Consider the following 19,985-nt stretch of genomic DNA (forward strand, 5'->3'; position numbering starts at 1 on the left):
CGATCAGGAACGGCGGGCTTCCCGCCGTTCCTGCCCGGTCTGGAGTCCGACCTGACAGGAAGGCCGGGCACCCAAGATGCTTCGCAGGGCATCGATTGCGCACAACGCAGCTCTTGGCGAACCGGCCTGAAGCGGCTATGTGTCGGGCCGCGTGGTCCCGTAGCTCAGTAGGATAGAGCGGCAGATTCCTAATCTGTAGGTCACAGGTTCGATTCCTGTCGGGATCACCATATTTGCAAGGGGTCTCTCGGCCTGGATAAGCGACCTGATCTCGCTCGTGTCCTTCCTGTTCCGCAATGCGCCGACCAGGATAGCGCCGGCCCCGCGTCGTGAGCGCTATCCCCCAGCTCCTTCGGGAACATCGCGCCGCGGCTGCGTGTCGGATACCCGGACGAGTTCGCCTGCGACCATTGTCGCCGATCATAGCAGTACGGGCCTGAAGGGGAGCGGGGTCTAACTCGCCGCAACGGTACCCCGGAGAAATTCGGCTTCGAATTCGGCCCGCAATTCGTCCTCACGTCCGAGATACCGAGGCGAAAGATGCATCTGATGAGCGGAGATCGCGCCGGCTTGCCTGGCGATCGTACCTGCCTGAGCGGCGGTCAGATGCTTCTTCGACGCTGCGAGGTCCCGGTCTTCGTCCAGGAACCCGCCTTCGATGAAAAGCTGATCGGCACGGCGAGCCAGGCTGCAGAGACGTGTGACGTTCTCCGGACCGAAGGCTAAATCGGTTGCATAGGCGATGCGCTGACCAGGTCCGCAGGCCAGCGCGCGGACCCGCAGCAGTTCCCCGAGCGTCGTCTTCCTTCCCGCAGTCGGCGTGAATTCGGTGGCCGCATCGGCGCCGCGTCGCACCGCTCGCTTGGCGTATGTGAGCCAAGGCCCGACAGGAAGGCCAAGTTCGTCCAGACGCGACCTGTGCACGTTGACCCGCAGTTTTTCTTGGAAGGCGAAGGCCAGGCAAGGAATACCGTGATCGAGCGTGACGGCTTCGACCACGAACTCCGGATCGTCCAAGGCGAACTGAGTGTCCGGGTTCTGCCACTCCTCCCGTGCGAAGGCCCGGCGCGCCCGGAAGGCGGCCGCAGTGGCAAAGCCTTCTTCTGTCCAGTCAGAGGCGAGGATCGTAAAGTCTTGTGACCGCTCGTTGAGGAGATTCCACGTGTAGGCCCTGAGCTTGGCCTCGACTGCATCTGCCAGTCCGGGCGGTCCGATGATGTGGACCTGCCGGTCACGGTAGAGCGACACTCCAAGCAGGCGATCGAACCCGCTGAAGTGATCCATGTGCATGTGCGACACGAAAACGTGCGAAACGCGCAGGATCTCACGCGGCGAAAGCGCCGACAGGTCGCCGAGGTCAAATAGCACCGCCCTGCCGCCGAAGCGAAAGTCGAGAAGCAGCCCCGGGTCGGAAAACGGCTCGTTTACAAGGCGCGGCTGGACGAGAAGCGTCATGGCCGGGAACGCGAAAGTTGCATCCTCCAACAATTCTGGACGCAGGCCGTTCGTTCCGTCTGCCGCTGGAAGCCGGCAAACGGACCGACCCGCCAGCAAGGATCCTCCTGAGCGGCTCTGGCGACCCCCCCGCAACGCGGCATTACCGCCTCTGCATGATCAACTCACGCTAAGGTCGCAGCCGGGCCGATCAATTGAAAAGGTGCGGGCCGGCGGTGCCGCGCCGGTCCCGCGATCGGCGCATCGGTCTGGAGGGGCCGATGCGCGGCAAAGCTCGCAAACCCTCAGGCGACCTTGAGATCGGGTTGACGCGCGAAAATCTCCTGGACCTTGGCGGCAATGGCCTTGCCGAGGTCGCGGTTGTTCTGGGCGGTGAAGTGGATGCCGTCGCAGCCGTCTGTGGTGATGAAATCGCCGGCGTTGAGAAAATCGACCTTCATGAAGTCGGCCATGGCGCGATATTCGGCCGCGAGCGCGGCCGTCTTCTCATGGCCGCCCGCGAACATGCCCTGGAAGAAGGGATGCGGCATCGGGGTCAGCGGCGGCGGCGCGATCACCAGCGCCTGTGGCGCCGGATAGGGCGTGCCGACGCCGCCGGCGCTGGTAAGGATCTGGCCGACGAGCTTGGCCATGCCGTTGGCGATCTCATAGGGCGTGCGGCGGAAGAACGACTTGGTGTCGTTGGTGCCGAGCATGACGATGACCAGGTCAAGCGGCAGGTGGCTGGCGATGGCCGAAGGCAAATAGGCGCTGCCGTTGAGGCGCGGATCGTTGGGATCGTCGAGACTGGTGGTGCGCGCGCTCAAGCCCTCCTCGATCACGTGATACCCGTCGCCAAAATGCGAGGCCATCGCACCGGTCCAGCGATCCTCATAGGAATAGCGGAGGGTCGGCGATCCCTCCATGACCGGAATCCAGCCCCAGGTCAGCGAATCGCCAAAACACAGAATCGATCTTTCGCTCATGTCTCCAATCCATTTTCCGATATGCGATTGATCATTGGCCGTCCCGCCCTCAGGCCCCCCCAAAAAGGCGGTCACATCGACCTACTCCTCACCCCGTAGAGGATGGCAGCAAGCAGGATGATAAGCCCCTGCGCGATCAGCTTGCCGGGCTCGTCGACGCCGAACGTCGTCATCACCACAAACAGCAGCGCAAACGACAGCACGCCGAAGAAGGGACCCCAGACGCCGCCTTCCCCGCGGCCGAAGACGACCCCGCCAAGGATGGTTGCGGCGACCGCCAGGATCGGAAGGTCGAGACCGACCCTGACGCTGCCGACGGCGATCGAGGCCGTCTGGACCAGGGCCGCGACGCCCGTGAACAGGCCGGCGAGTGTATGCGCGAGCACCACCGTACGGGCGACTGGGACGCCCGAGAAATGCGCCGCTTGCACGCTCTCGCCGACCGAGGTCACAAAGCGGCCGAACACCGTCCGCGACAGGAACAGCGACAACGCAGCCGAAACGGCCACCCAGAAGATCACCGGCGTCGGCACCGGGCCGAGCTTGGTGTTGTAGATGTCGCCGAATATACCGGGCACATCGCCAGGCGGCTTGCCGCTCGACAGATACTGCACGATGCCGACAAGCACGATCCCGACCGCAAGCGTGACGATGACGGCCGAGACGCGCCTGACCCCGACCATCAAACCGTTGAAGAGGCCGACAGCGAGGCCGGTGGCCAGCGCCAGGACAATGAAGAACGTCATGGAGGCGCCGGGAAAGACCCCGGACGAGATCGTGTAGTTGATGAGGAGGATCGCCCCGCCGCCCGACAGTTCGATGCTTCTCACCCRCATTACCAGAAGCTGGCCGAGCACCAAGATGCCGAGCGGCACGATCTGGCGCACGAAGATGCCCATGATATTGAGATTGAGCATGTTCGGCCGCGCGATCCACAGAACCAAAAGCAGCACGGCAAAGACATAGTAGGCCGGCGGTATGCGCAGCAGGCGGCGCATGAGGGGACTGGCGAGCGCGGAAGCCACTTACAACCCCATCTTCTTGCGCGACTGGAGGGCAACCACCAGAAGCAGGATCGCCCCCTTGATGGTGGTCTGGATGAAGGGCGACATATTCGTCAGGTTCATGCCGTTGGCGAGCAACGCCATGACCAGCGCGCCGATAACGGTGCCGTGCAGGCTGCCGATACCGCCGGAAAGCTGGGTACCGCCGATGGCGACGGCCGTGATGGCGTCGAGCTCGAAAAGCAGGCCGACATTCGGGTCGCCCGAGACGATGCGCCCGGCGAGGAAGACGCCGGCAAGGGCGGCGAAGCAGGCACAGATCACATAGGAAAGGACGATGTTGCGCCTGTCGGCGATGCCGAAATWATGCGCCRCATCCTCAACGCCGGACGAGACCCCGCCGCCGATCGCGAAAAGATGCAGTCCGAAGCGGGAGCCGTGGAGCAGCTTCCAGGCGACTGCGAGGACGAATATTCCCCAGAACACCGGCATGGGCACGCCGAGGAAGGAGCCGGCCACCGCGCTGATGACGATATCCGGCACCGTGCCGCCCGAAACCGGCCGCAGCACCCGCGTGATGCCGAGCAGTATGTACTGCATCGAAAGCGTCGCGATGATCGGATGCACGTTGAAGCGCGTGATGATGAAGCCGTTGGTAAAGCCGACCAGCGCCGCCAGCACGAACACGGCAGGGATCAACACCCAGCCAGGTCCGCCGAGGGCGAGCACTGCCGTCGTGAAGCTGATCATCGACCCGACCGAGAGGTCGAGCCCGCCGATGAGGATGACAAATGTCTGGCCGACCGCCGTGATGACGAGAGGCATCGCCTGCGGCACCAGATTGAGCAGATTTTCCCCATTGAGGAATTGCGCGGTCTTGAGGCTGAGCCAGAGTGCGATCGCCAGAGCGATCAGCAACGGCAGCAACCACATGCCCTGGCGCGATCCTCTCGCGCCTGCCAGGCGCTTGCTAATGGCTGTCATCGCCGCTCCTTYCCTCACCATTGGCGCTGAGCGCCGCGTCGAGGATGTTGTGCTCCGTGGYGTCGGCCGCCGGCATTTCCTTCACGATCGTGTCGTTGTGGACGACGCAGACGCGGTCGCAGAGCCCGAGCAGCTCGACCGTCTCTCGCGACAGCACCAGCACCGCGCCGCCTTTGTGCGCGAAGCCGCGCAGCAGCCGGTAAATTTCAGACTTCGCGCCGATATCGACGCCCCGCGTCGGCTCCTCGACGAGCAGGATGTCGACGTCGGCGGCGAGATAGCGGCCAAGCAGCACCTTCTGCTGGTTGCCGCCCGACAGCGTGCCGACCGGAGCGGCGGGGCCGCTCGCCTTCACGGCAAGGCTCGACATCGTCTCTGCGATCAGTCGCTGATGGCCGGCGGCCAGCGCCAATTCCGACCGTTTCGAATGGAGTGCGGCGGCAATGTTGTGCGCAACGGAGAGGCCAAGGAAAAGCCCGTCCTCCTTGCGGTCCTCCGGCACAAAGCCGACGCCCATCGCCTGCAGCCGGCGCACGCCGCCGCCAGGCGGCACCGGCAACGGCAATGATTTGCCTTTGATCGTCGCGCGGCCGGCGAAGGGGTGGTACTGGCCCACCAGCGAGCGCAGGAAGCGCTGCTGGCCCTGCCCTTCCAGGCCGGCCAGCGCGACGATCTCACCGCGGCGCAGCGACAGCGAGAACGGTCTGGAGCGCTCGGTGATGCGGAAATCCTCGACCGAAAGCACGACGGGGCCCGGGGCATCGCCGCGTTGCGGGAAGAGGTCGGCAAGCTCACGGCCGACCATCATCGCGATCAGCGCCGCCGGCGTCATTTTCGCGATTGCTCTGGTGCCGACGAGTTCGCCATCCTTGAGGACCGTCACGGTGTCGCAGATGGCAAAGATCTCGTCCATGCGGTGCGAAATGTAGACAACCGCCTTGCCCTCATCCTTCAGCCTGCGGATGTGGCGGTTCAGCACCTCGACATCGGCGGCGTTCAGCGCCGCCGTCGGCTCATCGAGGATGAACACGCTGGCATCGGTCATGATGCCGTGTGCGATTTCGACGAACTGCCGTTCCGCGATGCTGAGCCTGGAGACCAGCGTGCCCGGATCGAGYGCGAGGCCGAGTTCGGCAAGCGCCCTGCCCGCCTCGCGGCCCATGCGCCGGTAGTCGACGCCGCCAAAAGCCGTGGTTGGCTCGCGTCCGAGAAACATGTTTTCGGCGATAGTCAGGTTGGGCAGCAGCGACAATTCCTGGAACACGGTCGAGATGCCGGCTTCCAGCGCATCCTTCGGCTTGTGGAAGACGACCTGGCGCCCGTCGCGCAGGATGGCGCCGCTGTCCGGCTGGTGGACGCCGGCGAGAATCTTCATCAGGGTCGATTTGCCGGCGCCGTTCTCGCCCATCAGCGCATGGACGGAGCCGGACTGGAGCGTGATCGAGACGCCCTTCAGCGCCGCCGTGCCGGCGAACGCCTTCCGGATATCGGACATTTCGACGAGGGTTTTCACCAAAAAAGCACCGCTGCATACAGGAGAGTTTTCCGTGGTGCGGCCGGCGACGAGGCCGCCCGCACCACGATGGCGCCACCCTTATTTCTTGGCGTAGAACTCCTTGAGCTTGTCTTCCGGCAGCTCGGACGGCCACCAGACATTGGCCGACAGGTCGTCGCGGTAGTACTTCTTGACCTTCTCGATATCCCAGCCGGGCGGATTGTAGTCGTAGTGCTTCTTCAGCTCCTTGCCCTCGAGCAGGGCCACGGCGGCGCGGATGCYGGCCGCGCCCTGTGCGGGGCTGTATTCGGCCGAGATCGACTTGAAGCCGTCGGCGATCCACTGGCCGAAGAAGCCGTTGTTGCCCTCGCCGGTGATCGGCGGAATCTTGGCGCCGAACTGCTTGAAGACGTCGACACAGGCGCGCGTCATGTCGGCGCCGGAAGACCAGATGCCGTCGACCTCGGGATTGTTCAGGTAGAGCGTCTCGCAGAGCTTCTTGGCCTTGTCGTACTGCCAGTCGCCATGCTCCTCGGCGATGATCTTGACGTCGGTCCCCTTCAGCGCCTGCAGCAGGCCGTTGTAGCGGTTGGTGTCCTCCGGATGGCCGGCGAGCCCGCGCAGCACCCAGATGTTGCCCTTGCCGCCGAGTTCCTTGACCAGGAAGTCGCCCATCACCTTGCCGAAATGCTCGGCGCCGCCCTGGATCTCGGYGGTGAAGGCGTCGGATTCGATACGCCCGGTATGCACGATGACTGGGATGCCCGCCGCGACGGCCTTGGCGATGCTGRCGTCCGCCGAGGTCGAGGTGACCGGCTGGACGATGATGGCGTCGACCTTCTGGGCGATCAGGTCCTCGATGTCGGCCACCTGCTTCTTCTGGTCRAAGCCGGCATCGAGCAGGATGAACTTGGCAATGCGCTTATCCTTGGCGGCGGCAGCTTCGGCTTCATGTGCCACCTGCACCGTCCAGGTATTCGCGTTGACGCCGAAATGGCTCATGCCGATGACCCAGGGCGCGTCCTTCTTGAACTTCCCGGCCTCGACGGTCGGATTGTCGCCTGCGCGGGCGGTAACCCCATCCAGCAGCGACACGTCGTCGGCGAACGAGGGACCGCACAGCATGGTGGTCGCGATCACCGCCGCTGCGATTGATTTGATAATCCGTCTCACTGAGCCATCCTCCTTCTCAAGCTCCACCGACCCTGGATGCCAGGGTCACGACTTCCCCATCGGCGTCCGGYCATGCCAAACGCCGCACCTGCCGGGCGGTCCCGGCAATGCTTCAGCTCATTTGCTCAACCCGCGCGCCAGGGCCGCCGGAGACGCAGTCCAGCGATGCCGCCATGAATCATGGCAGCCTGTCGGCGCAAAAGGTTCGGGRCATTCCTCCCAGGTCACTTCAACCATCGTTCCGAACGCCTGTCAATAATTATTCAGAGTGATGGATTATCTTTGTGGGTTGCGTTACCTTTCCGCCAAATGGCAGGGTCGCGCGAATGACGGACGACCGACTCTCGTCCGATAACCTCTGCAAATCAGAACCTTGGCTGGCATTGGAGGAGGAGCATGCGATCGGTCCTGTGCTACGGCGACTCCAACACGCATGGGCAGATACCCGGCGGCACGCCGCTGGACCGCTATGGTCCGGCTGAACGCTGGCCCGGCGTCATGGCAAAGGAGTTGGGCGCCGGCTGGCATGTCATCGAGGAAGGCCTGAGCGGCCGCACGACGGTGCGCGACGATCCGATCGAGGGCGCGCACAAGAACGGGCGCACCTACCTCAAACCCTGCCTGCAGAGCCACGCCGTTCTCGATCTCGTCATCATCATGCTGGGCACCAATGACCTCAAGGCGCGCTTCAACCAACCGGCCTCGGAAGTGGCGATGGCCATGGGCTGCCTGGTCTACGACATCAAGGAGCTGAAGCCCGGCCCAGGCGCCAGCGTGCCCGAGATCATGATCGTCTCTCCGCCGCCTATGCTGGACGACATCAAGGAATGGCGGTCGATCTTCGCCGGCGCGCCGGAGAAATCGCGACAGCTGGCGCTTGAGTTCGAGATCATCGCCGATTCGCTCGAAGTGCATTTCTTCGACGCGGGCTCGGTCGTCACCTGCGACCCTCTCGACGGTTTCCATATCAACAGGCAGGCGCATGCGCTGCTGGGCAGCGCCCTGGCCCGCGAAGTCGAAGCAATCGGGTGGCCGGATGAGAAGTGAGCGCGGCATAAGGGTGTCCCCCACGACCGATTGCAAGAGGGCGCACCATGCCTGACATGCGCTTTGCCCCGCCCAACCCGCTGCGGATCGCGGACCGCGCCAGCGGCCTCAACGCCGTCAGCGTGCGCAGCTACAATGAGCGCCTCGTGCTGTCGCTGCTGCTCCAGAGCAAGGACATCACCCGCCTGGAGATCGGCGAGCGGACCGGCCTGTCGGCGCAGACGGTCTCCGTCATCGTGCGCTCGCTCGAGCAGGAAGGGCTGATCGCCAAGGGCGAGGCCCAACGCGGCCGCGTCGGGCCGCCGACCGTGCCGCTTTCGCTCAACCCCGAGGGCGCCTATTCCGTCGGCATCAGCGTCGGCCATCGGCAGGTGGAGGTCGTGCTGGTCGACTTCGTCGGCTCGATCCGCTCCCGCGCGGTCCTGCCGATCTCGGCGGCCGCGCAGGACACCAACCATCCGCAGTTCATGAGCGCCATCGCCAAGGCCATCGCCAATCTCCCCGAGCAGCTCCATTCGCGCATCRCCGGCATCGGCCTTGCCTTGCCGGGAGATCAGGCGGAACTCGAGCTGACGCCCAAGGCGACCCGCGAGCGGTTCGACGCCCTGCAAGAAGAGGTCGAGAGGGAGATCGGCTATCCGGTCTACGTCCAGAACGACATCACCGCGGCAGCCGGCGGCGAAAGCATGTTCGGCGTCGCAAAGCATCTTTCGGACTATCTGTTCTTCTATCTCGGCGCGCGCCTGCACAGCCGACTGGTTCTCAACCATCAGATCTACAACGCCGCTGCCGCGGTGAGCTTCGACGTCGGCATCCTGCGCCTCGAACAGGAGATCCTGAAGCAAGGCAGGCAGACTTCCGAACTCTGGGAAAGAGGCGCGGACTGGCCGTCATTTGGCGACGCCGAGACCGCATGGCAGCGCGACCTTGTGGAGCAWATGAAGTCGTCAATCGCGGCACTCAAACAATTCGTTCCAATAGCGTCGGTGGTCCTGTCCTCTTACGCGCCGCAGGCGGTCTGCAAGGCGATTTGCCGGGACCTGGAGCAGGCCATGCCCGGCATAACCGCCATGGCCGGCAACATAGAGCGTTCGCCCAAAGCGGTGGGAGCCGCGAGCCTTCCGTTCAGCTCGCGCTTCATGGTCGAATAGCTCACCCTGGGCTGCCCGCCGCCGGGTTGGCTGCGGCGGCCGCCCGGAAGCGGGCGACGAAATCGTCGAGCGCCGGGCGTTCGGCGTCCGAGATCGCCCAATAGGAGAAGGCACCGTCGGTCCAGTGGACCAGCAGGAACCCGCCCGCCGAAAGATCGTCCGCCACCGGCACCGATTTGACGTCGTTCTGGCGCGGCGCCGCCACCAGGGTGATCAGGTGCTCATGGTGGCGATAGACCAGCGCCGGCATCGGCTTGTCGCCGATCACTTCCACCCGCCCGCCAAGCAGCGCGTAGCCGTCCTTGGCCATGTCCGGCGCCGGCGGCGACACGCCGATGCGGCCGTCGAGCCACGGCTTCACCGTGTGCCGGTCGGACGAGACGATGTCGACCGGGCTCGCCGCGAGCAGGCTGCGGCGATGGCCATTGGCGACGGCGACGGCAAAACTGCCGGGCGCATTCTCCACCATCAGCCACTGCGTCGCGCCGCTCGCGAGAAAAGCCGTGAGCACGATCGAGGCCGCCATCTGGCGCCAGCCGAAGGAGCCGAAGCGCCGCGCCATGGCGCGCGCCGTCGGGCGCATCTCGACCACCTTGCGCTGCGGCTGAGGCTGGGCCGAAGACCGGCGGGCCGCCTTCTCAGCTTCGGCGTCCGCCGCCTCGGTCTCCCCGGCGCGGCTCACATCCGCGATGGCCGCGATGCGCGCCAGGAAGTCGCCGCTAACGGCAGGGCGCGGCAGGCTTGCGACCGCCGTCTGCAGCGCCACGATGCGGGCATGCTCGGCGGCAAGTTCAGGATCGGCGGCAATGCGCCGCTCGACGGCAAGCGCTGCCGCGGCGTCGAGCTCGCCGTCTACAAGGGCATGGATCATCAGCTTCATATCCTGGGGGTCTTCCGGCAATCCGTCGTCGCGCGGGCCATTTTCAATCGGGCTCATGGGCGCCCTCCAAGTTCCGTCATCAGCAGGCCGCGGGCCCGTGCCAGCCGCGACATCACCGTGCCTTGCGGCACGCCGAGCATGGCGGCGATCTCGCGATAGCTGAGGCCGTTTATGTCGCGCAGCACCAGCGTCTCGCGGAACGCCTCCGGCAGCCTTGCGATCGCCGCCTCTATTGCCGCCGAGTTCGCCTTGGCGATCAGCGCCGCCTCCGGGCTGTCTGAATTGTCGGGCGGCGGTGACACGTCATCGAGATCGGCAAGATCGCCGACGGCGACGACGCCGCGCGGACGGTTGCGCGCCAGCCAGGTGTAGGAGGCGTTGCGCACGATGGTGAGCAGCCAGGCGCGCGGATTGCCGCCGGCGAAGCCGGCAATGCCGGCATGCGCCTTGAGGCAGGCCTCCTGCACCACATCCTCGGCGTCCGAAGCATTCCCGGTCAGCCAGCGGGCAAGCGACAGCGCGTCGCTGAGATGCGGCAGCACCACTTCGGCAAAACGCGCGGCCAGCATTTTTTCGCTCAACACCGTTCCACCGTCAGGCGCTCCGGCCAGGGGTCTGCGTCCACCATCAGGCGGCGGCGGTGGTCTGTCCCTGCTGGCGCGGGTGAAGATCGCTATTGCAGGCGAAGGCGCCTGCTTGGGTGGAGGTGAAGGCATAGGGGTCACCGGAGTCAAGCGCCTCGGAACGGAACGGCGCATCGCCGGCCGCCACGGGATGCACGGGTGTCTTGTTCGTCGCGGTTCGCACGGATCAAGGCCGGCGCGGCGATATTGCCCAAAACAGGCGGGCCCAGCTCAATTGCTCCAGGGGATGCCGGCGGCTGATGCTGTCACCATTCGTGCCTCTGTCGTCATGCCGCTTCATGCTGGTCTCCTGCCATGCGCGCACCTGGCGCATGCCCGGAAGACCAGCGATGCCGGCCGATTATTCCCGGCCGGCCAGCTTTTTCGATCACACTGTCGCGATCGGCTGCCGTGAAAGCTCAYAAGGCCTGCAGAGCCAGTCCCGCCAGCGCCGATGCCGCGAGCGTCGGCAGCATGCCGGCTTTCAGCCTGAGCATGGCGATCATTGCCGCCGCCGACAGCAGCGCCGCGCGCCAGTCGAGCGAGGAAAGGACTGGAACCTCCACGCCCCAGCCGACACTCTCGACCCTGCCGAAGACGACATGCAGCGCGAACCACAGCGCGAGGTTCATCACYACCCCGACGACGGCCGCCGTGATCGCGCCGAGCGCCGCCGACAGCGCCTTGTTCTGCCGCAGTTGCTCGATGTAGGGCGCGCCGAGGAATATCCAGAAAAAGCAGGGCGTGAAGGTGGCCCAGAGCGTCAGCAAGGCGCCCAGCGATCCCGCAAGCAAAGGACTGATCCCGCCGGCATGGCGATAAGCGGCGGCAAAACCGACGAATTGCAGCACCAGGATCAGCGGTCCGGGCGTCGTCTCGGCAAGCCCGAGCCCGTCGACCATTTGGCCGGGCGCCAGCCAGCCGAACGAGGTCACCGCCGCTTGCGCGACATAGGCCAGAACCGCATAGGCGCCGCCGAAGGTGACCACCGCCATCAGGCTGAAGAAGCCGCCTATCTGCGTCCACACGCTCGCCGGCCCCGCCAGCCCGGCGATCAGCGCCACCGGCCCGAGCCAGACCGGCAGCCAGATGGCGGCGACGCGGGCCGCATGCCATCTTGTCGGCACGGTGTGACCAAGCTCGCCGCGCTCGAACATCTGGTCGACCACGCCGCTTCTGTCGACAGCGGTGCCGCGCTTGCCGTGCGCCGAACCCGAAAACAGGCCCGGCGCGAAGCGGCTTCCTATCCAGCCGATCAGGCCTGCCGCAAGCACGATCAGAGGGAACGGCACCTTGGCGCCATAAATGGCCAGGAAGGCCGCCACCGCGATCGCCACCATCACCCGGTTCTTCAGCGCCCGCTTGCCGATGCGGATCACCGCCTCGACGACGACAGCCAATACCGCCGCCTTGATGCCGAAGAACAGCGCCGCGATGACGGGTGTGTCGTTGTAGAGCATGTAGAAACTGCTCAGGCCCAGCATCACCAACGCGCCCGGCAGCACGAACAATGTGCCGGCGACGAGGCCGCCTGCAGTCCGATGCAGCAGCCAGCCGACATAGATGGCAAGCTGCTGCGCCTCGGGACCCGGYAGGAGCATGCAGTAGTTGAGCGCGTGCAGGAACCRCTCCTCGCCGATCCAGCGGCGCTCCTCGACCAGTTCCTTGTGCATCAGCGCAATCTGCCCGGCCGGCCCGCCGAAGGAGAGCACGCCGATCTTTGCCCACAGCCGCGTCGCCTCGCCGAAGGTCGGCACGGCCGGAACCTCGACCGGCCGCGCGGCGTCGTTCTCGACACGCGCAGTCATGGTGCCTTGCCTCCGGTTGGCCAGTTATGCGTCTCTTCGGTGGCGTCGCGGCACCAGYGGAAGAAGGCATCGTAGAGAAGCATCCCGGCCTCGAGCTGTTCGAGGTCGTCGCGGAACATGCGCGACAGGCCGAGCGAGGCGGCGAGGAACCCTGCCGCCTGCGGAACGAGGTCGAGGCGCGCCGTGTCCGCCCCACGCACGATCAGCGCCAGACGATCGAGCGCTTCGATACGCAGGCCGAATTCCTCGATCATCGTGTCGAAGGTGCAGCGGTCGCCGCGATGACTCCAGAACACACCTTCGATGTCGAAGGGAACAGCGGCGAAGCGCTCGGCCACCAGAGGCACCTCGGCCGGGTCGACGAACAGGAATACCGCCTTGGCATCGACGAAGCGGCGGATCAGCCACGGGCAGGCGATGCGGTCGACCTTCGGCCGGGACCGCGTGACCCATACGGTGCGGCCTTTCTYGTCGCGCGGCGGGATCGCGCCGGTTGCGACCAGCGGCCCGTTGGCTGYCGCCCAGGACTCGAAGCCGCCTTCCAGCGACTCCGCCGGAATGCCTTCGTGGCGCAGCCACGCGGCGACGCCTTGCGAGAGCTTCTGCCCCTTCTGGCAGATGACCACGACCTTTGATCCGGCGAACTCGGGCGCCCAGGTCGAGACGCGTCGGAAATCGCGCCGAAACGYGGCGGGCAGCAGGCGCGGGTCGGCCTCGTAATCCTCATCGATGCGTACGTCGATAAGAACCGGCGCGTCCGGCAGGCCGACAAGACGGGAAAGCTGCGGGACTGTGATTGCGGTAGTTGACGGCATGGCGTCCACCTCCTGAACGAAGAGAGTTTGGACGCGATCGTTGGGCTGACGCCTCACGGGGTCGTCGCGGGGAACCCCTTGCCAGAATGCTGGAGCGCTCGCCTAGGATTGTCAAGAATCCAATTGTCGGGGAAGACGAAGCCGCTGCCCCGCCTTCCCGTCGCGACCTTATTGCGCCGTCCAGCCGCCATCCATCGGCAAGGTGGTGCCGGTCATCTGCTTGGCCGCATCCGAGCAAAGGAACAGGGCCAGCGCGGCGAGTTCCTCGACGGTGACGAATTCCTTGGTCGGCTGCGCGGCAAGCAGCACATCGTGCTTCACCTGCTCCTCGGTCATGCCGCGCGCCTTCATGGTATCGGGGATCTGCTTCTCGACCAGCGGCGTCCAGACATAGCCGGGAGCGATCGCGTTGACGGTGATGCCGTCCTGCGCCACTTCCAGCGCCACCGTCTTGGTCAGGCCGGCAATGCCGTGCTTGGCCGACACATAGGCCGACTTGAACGGCGAGGCGACCAGTGCGTGCGCCGAGGCCGTGTTGATGATGCGGCCCCATTTGCGCTGCTTCATGYCGGGCAGCGCCGCCTTGATGGCATAGAAAGCGGCAAGCAGGTTGATGCGGATGATGGCTTCCCACTTGTCGTCGGGAAATTCGTCGATCGGCGCGACATGCTGGATGCCGGCATTGTTAACCAGGATGTCGAGGCTGCCGAACGCCTCTTCGGCCTCGCGCAMCATCGCGGTGACCGCGGCGCCGTCCATCATGTTGGCGTCCGAGTAGCGGCACTTGACGCCGAAATCCTTCTCGATGCCGGCCCGCTCCTGCTCGATCGCCGCGGCATCGCCCAGGCCGTTGATGGTAACGTTGGCGCCTTCAGCGGCAAAAGCGCGGGCGATTGCGAGGCCGATGCCGCTGGTCGAGCCGGTGACGAGCGCATTCTTCGAAGACAGCGAACCCATGAAAAATCTCGCGACAGGTGGGAGGGACTATAAAGGCACATAGTTTGTGCGCCGCAGCATGACAATGCCACAGCCTTATGTCGGCGCTGTTACAGCACCGTGCCTCTGCCGGCTCGATGAAGGGCGGCGCGCTGACACGGCGCTGTCATGCTGCCATGCAACATATTTGCCAGCGCATTCGCGCGGTTATTTTCAAACACGGTGCACTAGCATGGAAATCGCCGATGTCGTGAAGCGTGCCTATGCGATGCCGCTCACCAACCCATCCTTCCCGCCCGGCCCCTATCGCTTCTTCGACCGCGAATACATCATCATCACCTACCGCACGACGCGCGAGGCACTCGAGGCGGTGGTGCCGGCGCCGCTGGAGATCGACGAGCCGCTGGTCAAGTACGAGTTCATCCGCATGCCGGATTCGACCGGCTTCGGCGACTATACCGAAACCGGGCAGGTGATCCCTGTCCGCTTTGGCGGGCAGCATGGCGGCTACGTTCATTCCATGTATCTCGACGACGATGCGCCGATCGCCGGCGGCCGCGAGCTCTGGGGTTTCCCGAAAAAGCTCGCCAGCCCCAAGATCGTGCACGAGGGCGAAGTGGTGGTGGGCACCCTTCACTATGGCAGCGTTTTGTGCGCCACCGGCACGATGGGCTACAAGCACCGTGAGGCCGACCACGATGCCGTGCTCGCCTCGCTCGCCGCGCCCAATTTCCTGATCAAGATCATCCCGCATGTCGACGGCAGCCCGCGCATCTGCGAGCTGGTGCGCTATTACCTGACCGATGTGACGCTGAAGGAAGCCTGGACGGCGCCGGCCGCGCTCGACCTTCGACCCCATGTCATGGCCGACGTCGCCAAGCTGCCGGTGCTCGAGGTGGTCTCGGCCGTCCACTTCACCGCCGACCTGACGCTCGGGCTGGGCGAGGTCGTCCACGACTATCTCGCCGAGCGCAACCAGGYCGCGATCAGCGCAATCCAGCCGGAGAAGGCTCGTGCTTGAACGAAACAAGGCCGTTGCCGCCACCATCCAGGAGATTTCGGCRCAATATGACCGCGTCGCTCTGGTCTTCCAGGGCGGCGGCGCGCTTGGCGCCTATCAGGCCGGTGTCTATCAGGCGCTTTCCGACGCCGGCTGCGAGCCGACCTGGCTCTCCGGCGTTTCGATCGGCGCGATCAACGCCTCGATCATTGCCGGCAACGAGCCGAGCCGGCGCCTGCAGAGGCTGGAGCATTTCTGGCAGACGATCTSCGGCCGCAAGATCTGGGCCTACACGCCGGAAGGCGACATCTATCGCGACATCCGCAACCGCACCTCATCGTGGATGACGATGACCATGGGCCAGCCCGGCTTCTTCAAGCCGCGCAATCCCAACCCGTGGTTCCAGCCGCCGGGAGCTGAAGGCGCCACCAGCTTCTACGACACCGCCGAGCTCAAGGACACGCTGGAGAGCCTGATCGATTTCGACGTGCTGAACGACGGCAAGAAGCGGCTGAGCGTCGGCGCGGTCAACGTCAGAACCGGCAACTTCGTCTATTTCGACACCGAGAGGGTGCGGATCGGGCCGGAGCACATAATGGCGAGCGGCGCGCTGCCGCCGGCCTTCCCTTCGATCCGCATCGAGGGCGAGTATTACTGGGACGGCGGCATCGTCTCCAACACGCCGCTGCAATATCTGCTCGACCAGGAGGAAGACCGCTCCTCGCTGGTGTTTCAGGTCGATCTCTTCAGCGCCCGCGGCGCGCTGCCGCGCGGCATGGCCGACGTGCTGTCGCGCCACAAGGACATCATGTATTCGAGCCGCACGCGCCAGAACACCGACAATTTCCAGCGCATCCATGCGCTCAAGATGAAGCTGCTCGATGCGCTGAAGCGCGTTCCGCCGGAGCAGCTCAGGGACGGCGAGAGGGAGCTGATCGCCGACTATTCCGACGCCGGCGTGGTCAACATYGTCCACCTGATCTACCAGCACAAAAGCTACGAAGGCCACGCCAAGGACTACGAGTTCTCGGGCACATCGATGCGCGAGCATTGGGAGATGGGCCTCGAGGACACCGAGCGCACGCTGCGCCACAAGCAGTGGCTGATGCCGCCGACCAACGTGGAGGGCGTCGCCATCCACGACCTRCATCGCGAAGATCCGACCTGAGACTAAGTCCGCCACGAGCAGAGCAGTYCGCAGCGGTCGCTCGCTGGGTACTCCGTAACTCTATAAACAAATGTTTGGAGCAAGTGCGGCCGGCCGCCATCGGGTTCACGCGACCTCGCTTACTGTGAAGCCCTTCTTCACAGCCCATCAACATTATCGCGGATGGCCGCTTCCGAAGAGCGGGCTTACACAGTTTGAGCACCCGCAAATGCGCTGGGTTCAATGGAGGCCGCCGAAGCTGTTTCCCCCGCTATCGTTCCGTCGCCTGGCGCCTGGCGCGGCCTGCTCTGGTTTGCGCCGCTCACGGCGCTGTGGATATTGTTGACCTACAATTGGCCGTCGATCCCGGCCAGCGGCGTTCCGACCACGTTCCACCAGCTCGCGGCACACGGGCTCATAGCTCTGGGATTGTGGCTGGGGCTCGAACGCACGAACCTGACGCCCGGTCAACGCCGTGCGACGTGGTTGGCGATCATGATCCCGGACACGCTGTGGCTCGCCGTCGCCTGGAGCGCCGCGGTCAACGGCGTCTTCCATGCGGACACCGCGTCTTTACCAGTGTTGCCAATGGCGATCTTCCTGCCGGTGATCATCGGGGCGCCGCTGTTGCTGTTCTCCAGGCGGATCGGGCAGGTGCTCGATGCGATGCCCGCAGGCTGGCTCGTCGCGCTTCAGCTCTACCGCATATTTGGCAGTTGGGCTCTCGTAGCCTGGCTGCACGGGGCAATGCCCGGCGTATTCGCATTACCGGCAGGCATCGGCGACGTGCTGACCGGACTGTTCGCGCTGCCGACGGCGATCGCGGTGGCGACCGGCACGGCCGAGGGCCGGAGGGCGGCAACTCTCTGGAACCTCCTCGGCCTTGCCGACTTCGCGGTCGCCGTCACCATGGGCATAATCACCTCGCCCGGCCCGTTGCAGCTGATCGTTCCTGATGTGCAGAGCATCGGTGCCGGCGCATATCCGGGTGTGCTGACTCCTGCTTTCGTGGTGCCAAGCTCGATCCTGCTGCATGTGTTGTCGCTGCGCCAACTGCGCCGCCGCCGCATTGCGGATGTTGCGCGGCGATAGCAGCGCGCCTCAATCGGTCTTCGCAGGACAGCCTGGAAAACGAAACGGCGCCGCTCGCGACGCCGTTTCTTCCGAGATTTTTTCCGCTCAGAATACCTGGCGGAAGAGCACGAAGAGCACGAAAGCCAGTGCGATCGAGCAGGGCAGTGTCAGAACCCAGGCGAGCGCCAGATTGYGCACGGTCGACCACTGCAGGCCTGAGCCGTTGGCCGCCATGGTGCCGGCGACACCGGACGACAGCACATGGGTGGTCGAAACCGGCAGGCCGAGACGGTCGGCCATRCCAATCGTTATCATCGCCACCAGCTCGGCGGCGGCGCCTTGGCCATAGGTCAGGTGGCTCTTGCCGATCTTCTCGCCGACCGTGACGACAATGCGCTTCCAGCCGACCATGGTGCCGAGCCCGAGCGCCAGCGCCACGGCGATCTTGACCCAGAGCGGGATGAACTTCGTCGCGTTGTCGACCGCCTTGTGGTAGTCGGTGACCGCCTTCAGGTCGGCCTCCTGCGTCGGCAGCAGCTTCTTCTTGTCGATCAGCTTCAGCGCTTCRCCAATCAGATAGATGTTGTTGCGGGCATTGCTGACCAGGTCGGTCGGAACCTTGTCGACCGTCGCGTAAGGCTGCAGCGAAGCGGTCGTGTCATGGATGAATTTCTGYAGCGCCACCGTCGTCTGATCACTCCACGACCTGCTCCGTACCGCTTCCTGGACCGACGCCTTGGGGTCCGCGACGGTGACTTCCGGCTTGATGTATTTGCTGAGCGCCTGCTCGACGGCCACAGAGGCCGACTTGTAGGCGTCGAGATAGTTGATGTCGGGCGTGCGGTTGAGCGCATAGGCGGTCGRCACCACGCCGATCAGGATCAGCATGATCAGGCCCATCCCTTTCTGGCCGTCGTTGKAGCCATGTGCAAAGCTGACGCCGGTGCAGGTGAAGATGAGCAGCGCGCGAATCCACCACGGCGGCGGAGTGTTGCCCTTCGGCGCCTCGTAGAGCGCCGGATTGCGCACCAGAAGCTTCATAACATAGAGCAGCAGGGCAGCGGCGAAGAAGCCGACGATCGGCGAGACCAGGAGGGTCGTACCGACATTGGTTGCCTGCGACCAGTCGACGCCGCTGGTGGCGCCTCCGGCCGGCGCCATGAACTGGTTGGCGAGACCGACGCCGATAATCGAGCCGACCATCGTATGCGAAGAGGACGCCGGCAGGCCGAGGAACCAGGTGCCCAGGTTCCACAGGGTCGCTGCCACCAGCAGGGCGAACACCATGGCAAAGCCGGAGGACGAGCCGACCTGCAGGATGAGCTCGACCGGCAGCAGCGACAGGATGCCGAACGCCACGGCGCCGCTCGAAGTAAGCACGCCGAGGAAGTTGAAGACGCCCGACCACATCACGGCGAATTCCGCCGGCAGGGAGCGGGTGTAGATGACGGTGGCCACCGCATTGGCGGTATCGTGGAACCCGTTGACGAATTCGAAGCCGAGCGCGATCAGCAAGGCGATGCCGAGCAGGATCCACGRCACCGTCTTGGCAATCGCCAGGTCCTGGCTCAGCGCGTAACCGACATAGATGAGRCCAACCAGGACCAGCACCCCGAAGGCCGGCAGGAACCATTTGGCGCTGTTCGATTGTTCAAGCGGATGATCCGGCCTCGGAATCCCGGCCTCACTGGAAACCACGTCCACCATCGTCCCACTCCTTTTGCATTGCAGCAAAGAACCRGGAAGAACGCTATGTCGACAGAATGAAGCTGGTGTGACGCCTACAACCTATCCGGCTATCTTGAGAAGCGAGGAAACCAAAAACTTGTGCTCTTCCGGCGTGAGCACGTCGAAATCGAAGAGTTTCATGCTGCGCAGTCCCTCGATGGCAAGGAAGCAGACCAGCAGCGAGYCGAGGTCGTCCGTCTCCCCTTTCAGCCGTTCGAAGAGCTGCCGCTTGAACGCCTTTATCGGCGTCAGGAAGTCGGGATCCTCGGCGATCGCCGAGAAGATCCACGATGCCGAAGGCTGCGGCGCCCCGCATTCATCGGCGGAAAGACTGACATAGGCCGACAGCGCGTTTTCGTGGCCGGCTTCGGCGATGCGCGCCTCGAGCGCCTGCTCGAACTCGTCGAGGTAGTTCTCGACCAGCCCCTGCATCAGCTTGGCTTTGGTCGGGAAATTGTAGAGCAGGCCGCCCTTCGACACGCCGGCGCGATTGGCAACGGCGTCGAGCGACAGATTTCCCGGACCCGCCTCGCGCGCCACGTCGGCGGCTGCTGCAAGTATCCTGTCGCGCGAATTTGCCCTGCGAGCTTTCATCACGCCTTCCCTTACATTAGCTTATGCAGAATTGACAAGACCGTCCAGACGGTACAGTAAGACGCCCGAAATCTGAGAGCGGGACCTATCGTCGATATGTGTCCCG

General features: G+C 64.7%; 18 protein-coding genes and 1 tRNA gene. 6 read left to right on the forward strand and 13 right to left on the reverse strand.

The features are described from left to right. Nucleotides 1-153 precede the first annotated feature (153 nt). Nucleotides 154-230 (forward strand) — tRNA-Arg (locus tag ORS3428_RS10675). Nucleotides 231-453: 223 nt separating this feature from the next. Here ORS3428_RS10675 and ORS3428_RS10680 read toward each other — a convergent pair. The 6 genes from ORS3428_RS10680 to ORS3428_RS10705 form a co-directional block, all read right to left on the reverse strand. Continuing rightward, nucleotides 454-1,455 (reverse strand): MBL fold metallo-hydrolase, encoded by a 1,002-nt coding sequence (locus ORS3428_RS10680; RefSeq protein WP_071097246.1) that lies wholly within the window; start codon nt 1,453-1,455, stop codon nt 454-456. A gap of 284 nt (nt 1,456-1,739) precedes the next feature. Further along, a complete protein-coding gene (locus tag ORS3428_RS10685) occupies nt 1,740-2,420 on the reverse strand; it encodes an SGNH/GDSL hydrolase family protein (protein ID WP_071097249.1) in 681 nt (226 codons plus the stop codon). Nucleotides 2,421-2,491: 71 nt separating this feature from the next. Next, nucleotides 2,492-3,445, reverse strand: a complete 954-nt coding sequence (locus ORS3428_RS10690) for an ABC transporter permease (RefSeq protein ID WP_071097252.1) — start codon at nt 3,443-3,445, stop codon at nt 2,492-2,494. After that, nucleotides 3,446-4,408 carry an ABC transporter permease gene (locus ORS3428_RS10695; protein ID WP_071097254.1) on the reverse strand — a complete coding sequence of 321 codons (963 nt, stop codon included), beginning with the start codon at nt 4,406-4,408 and terminating at the stop codon, nt 3,446-3,448. Next, the gene (locus tag ORS3428_RS10700; RefSeq protein ID WP_108723031.1) at nt 4,395-5,921 is read right to left on the reverse strand and encodes a sugar ABC transporter ATP-binding protein; all 1,527 of its coding nucleotides are present in this window, start codon (nt 5,919-5,921) and stop codon (nt 4,395-4,397) included. The genes ORS3428_RS10695 and ORS3428_RS10700 overlap by 14 nt, the downstream gene beginning before the upstream one ends. A gap of 81 nt (nt 5,922-6,002) precedes the next feature. Next, nucleotides 6,003-7,028 (reverse strand): ABC transporter substrate-binding protein, encoded by a 1,026-nt coding sequence (locus ORS3428_RS10705; protein ID WP_071097402.1) that lies wholly within the window; start codon nt 7,026-7,028, stop codon nt 6,003-6,005. Nucleotides 7,029-7,472: 444 nt separating this feature from the next. On the opposite strand from ORS3428_RS10705, the gene ORS3428_RS10710 reads away from it, so the two are divergent. Then, on the forward strand, nt 7,473-8,123 hold the full coding sequence (locus ORS3428_RS10710; RefSeq protein ID WP_071097259.1) for an SGNH/GDSL hydrolase family protein: 651 nt from the start codon (nt 7,473-7,475) through the stop codon (nt 8,121-8,123). A gap of 47 nt (nt 8,124-8,170) precedes the next feature. Then, nucleotides 8,171-9,274, forward strand: a complete 1,104-nt coding sequence (locus ORS3428_RS10715; protein ID WP_244507917.1) for an ROK family transcriptional regulator — start codon at nt 8,171-8,173, stop codon at nt 9,272-9,274. Between the two features lies 1 nt (nt 9,275). Here ORS3428_RS10715 and ORS3428_RS10720 read toward each other — a convergent pair whose 3' ends face one another. The 5 genes from ORS3428_RS10720 to ORS3428_RS10745 form a co-directional block, all read right to left on the reverse strand. Then, on the reverse strand, nt 9,276-10,211 hold the full coding sequence (locus ORS3428_RS10720) for an anti-sigma factor family protein (protein ID WP_071097265.1): 936 nt from the start codon (nt 10,209-10,211) through the stop codon (nt 9,276-9,278). Continuing rightward, complete coding sequence (locus ORS3428_RS10725) at nt 10,208-10,723, reverse strand: sigma-70 family RNA polymerase sigma factor (protein WP_071097267.1); 516 nt, start codon at nt 10,721-10,723, stop codon at nt 10,208-10,210. Before ORS3428_RS10725 ends, ORS3428_RS10720 begins: the two co-directional genes overlap by 4 nt. A 473-nt stretch (nt 10,724-11,196) precedes the next feature. Continuing rightward, entirely contained in the window at nt 11,197-12,585 is a 1,389-nt protein-coding gene (gene chrA / locus ORS3428_RS10735; protein ID WP_071097271.1) for a chromate efflux transporter, read from the reverse strand. Further along, nucleotides 12,582-13,400, reverse strand: coding sequence for a chromate resistance protein ChrB domain-containing protein (locus tag ORS3428_RS10740; RefSeq protein ID WP_071097273.1), 819 nt, complete (start codon nt 13,398-13,400; stop codon nt 12,582-12,584). The genes chrA and ORS3428_RS10740 overlap by 4 nt, the downstream gene beginning before the upstream one ends. Before the next feature lie 168 nt (nt 13,401-13,568). Continuing rightward, a complete protein-coding gene (locus ORS3428_RS10745) occupies nt 13,569-14,357 on the reverse strand; it encodes a 3-hydroxybutyrate dehydrogenase (RefSeq protein WP_071097276.1) in 789 nt (262 codons plus the stop codon). Between the two features lie 211 nt (nt 14,358-14,568). On the opposite strand from ORS3428_RS10745, the gene ORS3428_RS10750 reads away from it, so the two are divergent. The 3 genes from ORS3428_RS10750 (at nt 14,569) to ORS3428_RS10760 (ending at nt 17,575) form a co-directional block, all read left to right on the forward strand. Next, nucleotides 14,569-15,357, forward strand: coding sequence for an acetoacetate decarboxylase (locus ORS3428_RS10750; protein ID WP_071097278.1), 789 nt, complete (start codon nt 14,569-14,571; stop codon nt 15,355-15,357). Then, the gene (locus ORS3428_RS10755) at nt 15,350-16,504 is read left to right on the forward strand and encodes a patatin-like phospholipase family protein (RefSeq protein ID WP_071097281.1); all 1,155 of its coding nucleotides are present in this window, start codon (nt 15,350-15,352) and stop codon (nt 16,502-16,504) included. The genes ORS3428_RS10750 and ORS3428_RS10755 overlap by 8 nt, the downstream gene beginning before the upstream one ends. A 222-nt stretch (nt 16,505-16,726) precedes the next feature. Further along, the gene (locus tag ORS3428_RS10760) at nt 16,727-17,575 is read left to right on the forward strand and encodes an MFS transporter (RefSeq protein ID WP_071097283.1); all 849 of its coding nucleotides are present in this window, start codon (nt 16,727-16,729) and stop codon (nt 17,573-17,575) included. A gap of 87 nt (nt 17,576-17,662) precedes the next feature. Here ORS3428_RS10760 and ORS3428_RS10765 read toward each other — a convergent pair whose 3' ends face one another. Next, nucleotides 17,663-19,264 (reverse strand): inorganic phosphate transporter, encoded by a 1,602-nt coding sequence (locus tag ORS3428_RS10765; protein WP_071097285.1) that lies wholly within the window; start codon nt 19,262-19,264, stop codon nt 17,663-17,665. An 81-nt stretch (nt 19,265-19,345) separates the two neighbouring features. Then, entirely contained in the window at nt 19,346-19,879 is a 534-nt protein-coding gene (locus ORS3428_RS10770) for a TetR/AcrR family transcriptional regulator (RefSeq protein ID WP_071097288.1), read from the reverse strand. Nucleotides 19,880-19,985 lie beyond the last annotated feature (106 nt).

Source organism: Mesorhizobium sp. ORS 3428 (assembly GCF_001854785.1).
Classification (GTDB): Bacteria; Pseudomonadota; Alphaproteobacteria; order Rhizobiales; family Rhizobiaceae; genus Mesorhizobium.

What these genes read in the sequence shown, in the direction of transcription:
- ORS3428_RS10680 (WP_071097246.1), bottom strand. Translation starts at nt 1,455, where the DNA reads ATGACGCTTCTCGTCCAGCCGCGCCTTGTAAACGAGCCGTTTTCCGAC.
- ORS3428_RS10685 (WP_071097249.1), bottom strand. Translation starts at nt 2,420, where the DNA reads ATGAGCGAAAGATCGATTCTGTGTTTTGGCGATTCGCTGACCTGGGGC.
- ORS3428_RS10710 (WP_071097259.1), top strand. Translation starts at nt 7,473, where the DNA reads ATGCGATCGGTCCTGTGCTACGGCGACTCCAACACGCATGGGCAGATA.
- ORS3428_RS10720 (WP_071097265.1), bottom strand. Translation starts at nt 10,211, where the DNA reads ATGAGCCCGATTGAAAATGGCCCGCGCGACGACGGATTGCCGGAAGAC.
- ORS3428_RS10725 (WP_071097267.1), bottom strand. Translation starts at nt 10,723, where the DNA reads ATGCTGGCCGCGCGTTTTGCCGAAGTGGTGCTGCCGCATCTCAGCGAC.
- ORS3428_RS10760 (WP_071097283.1), top strand. Translation starts at nt 16,727, where the DNA reads ATGGAGGCCGCCGAAGCTGTTTCCCCCGCTATCGTTCCGTCGCCTGGC.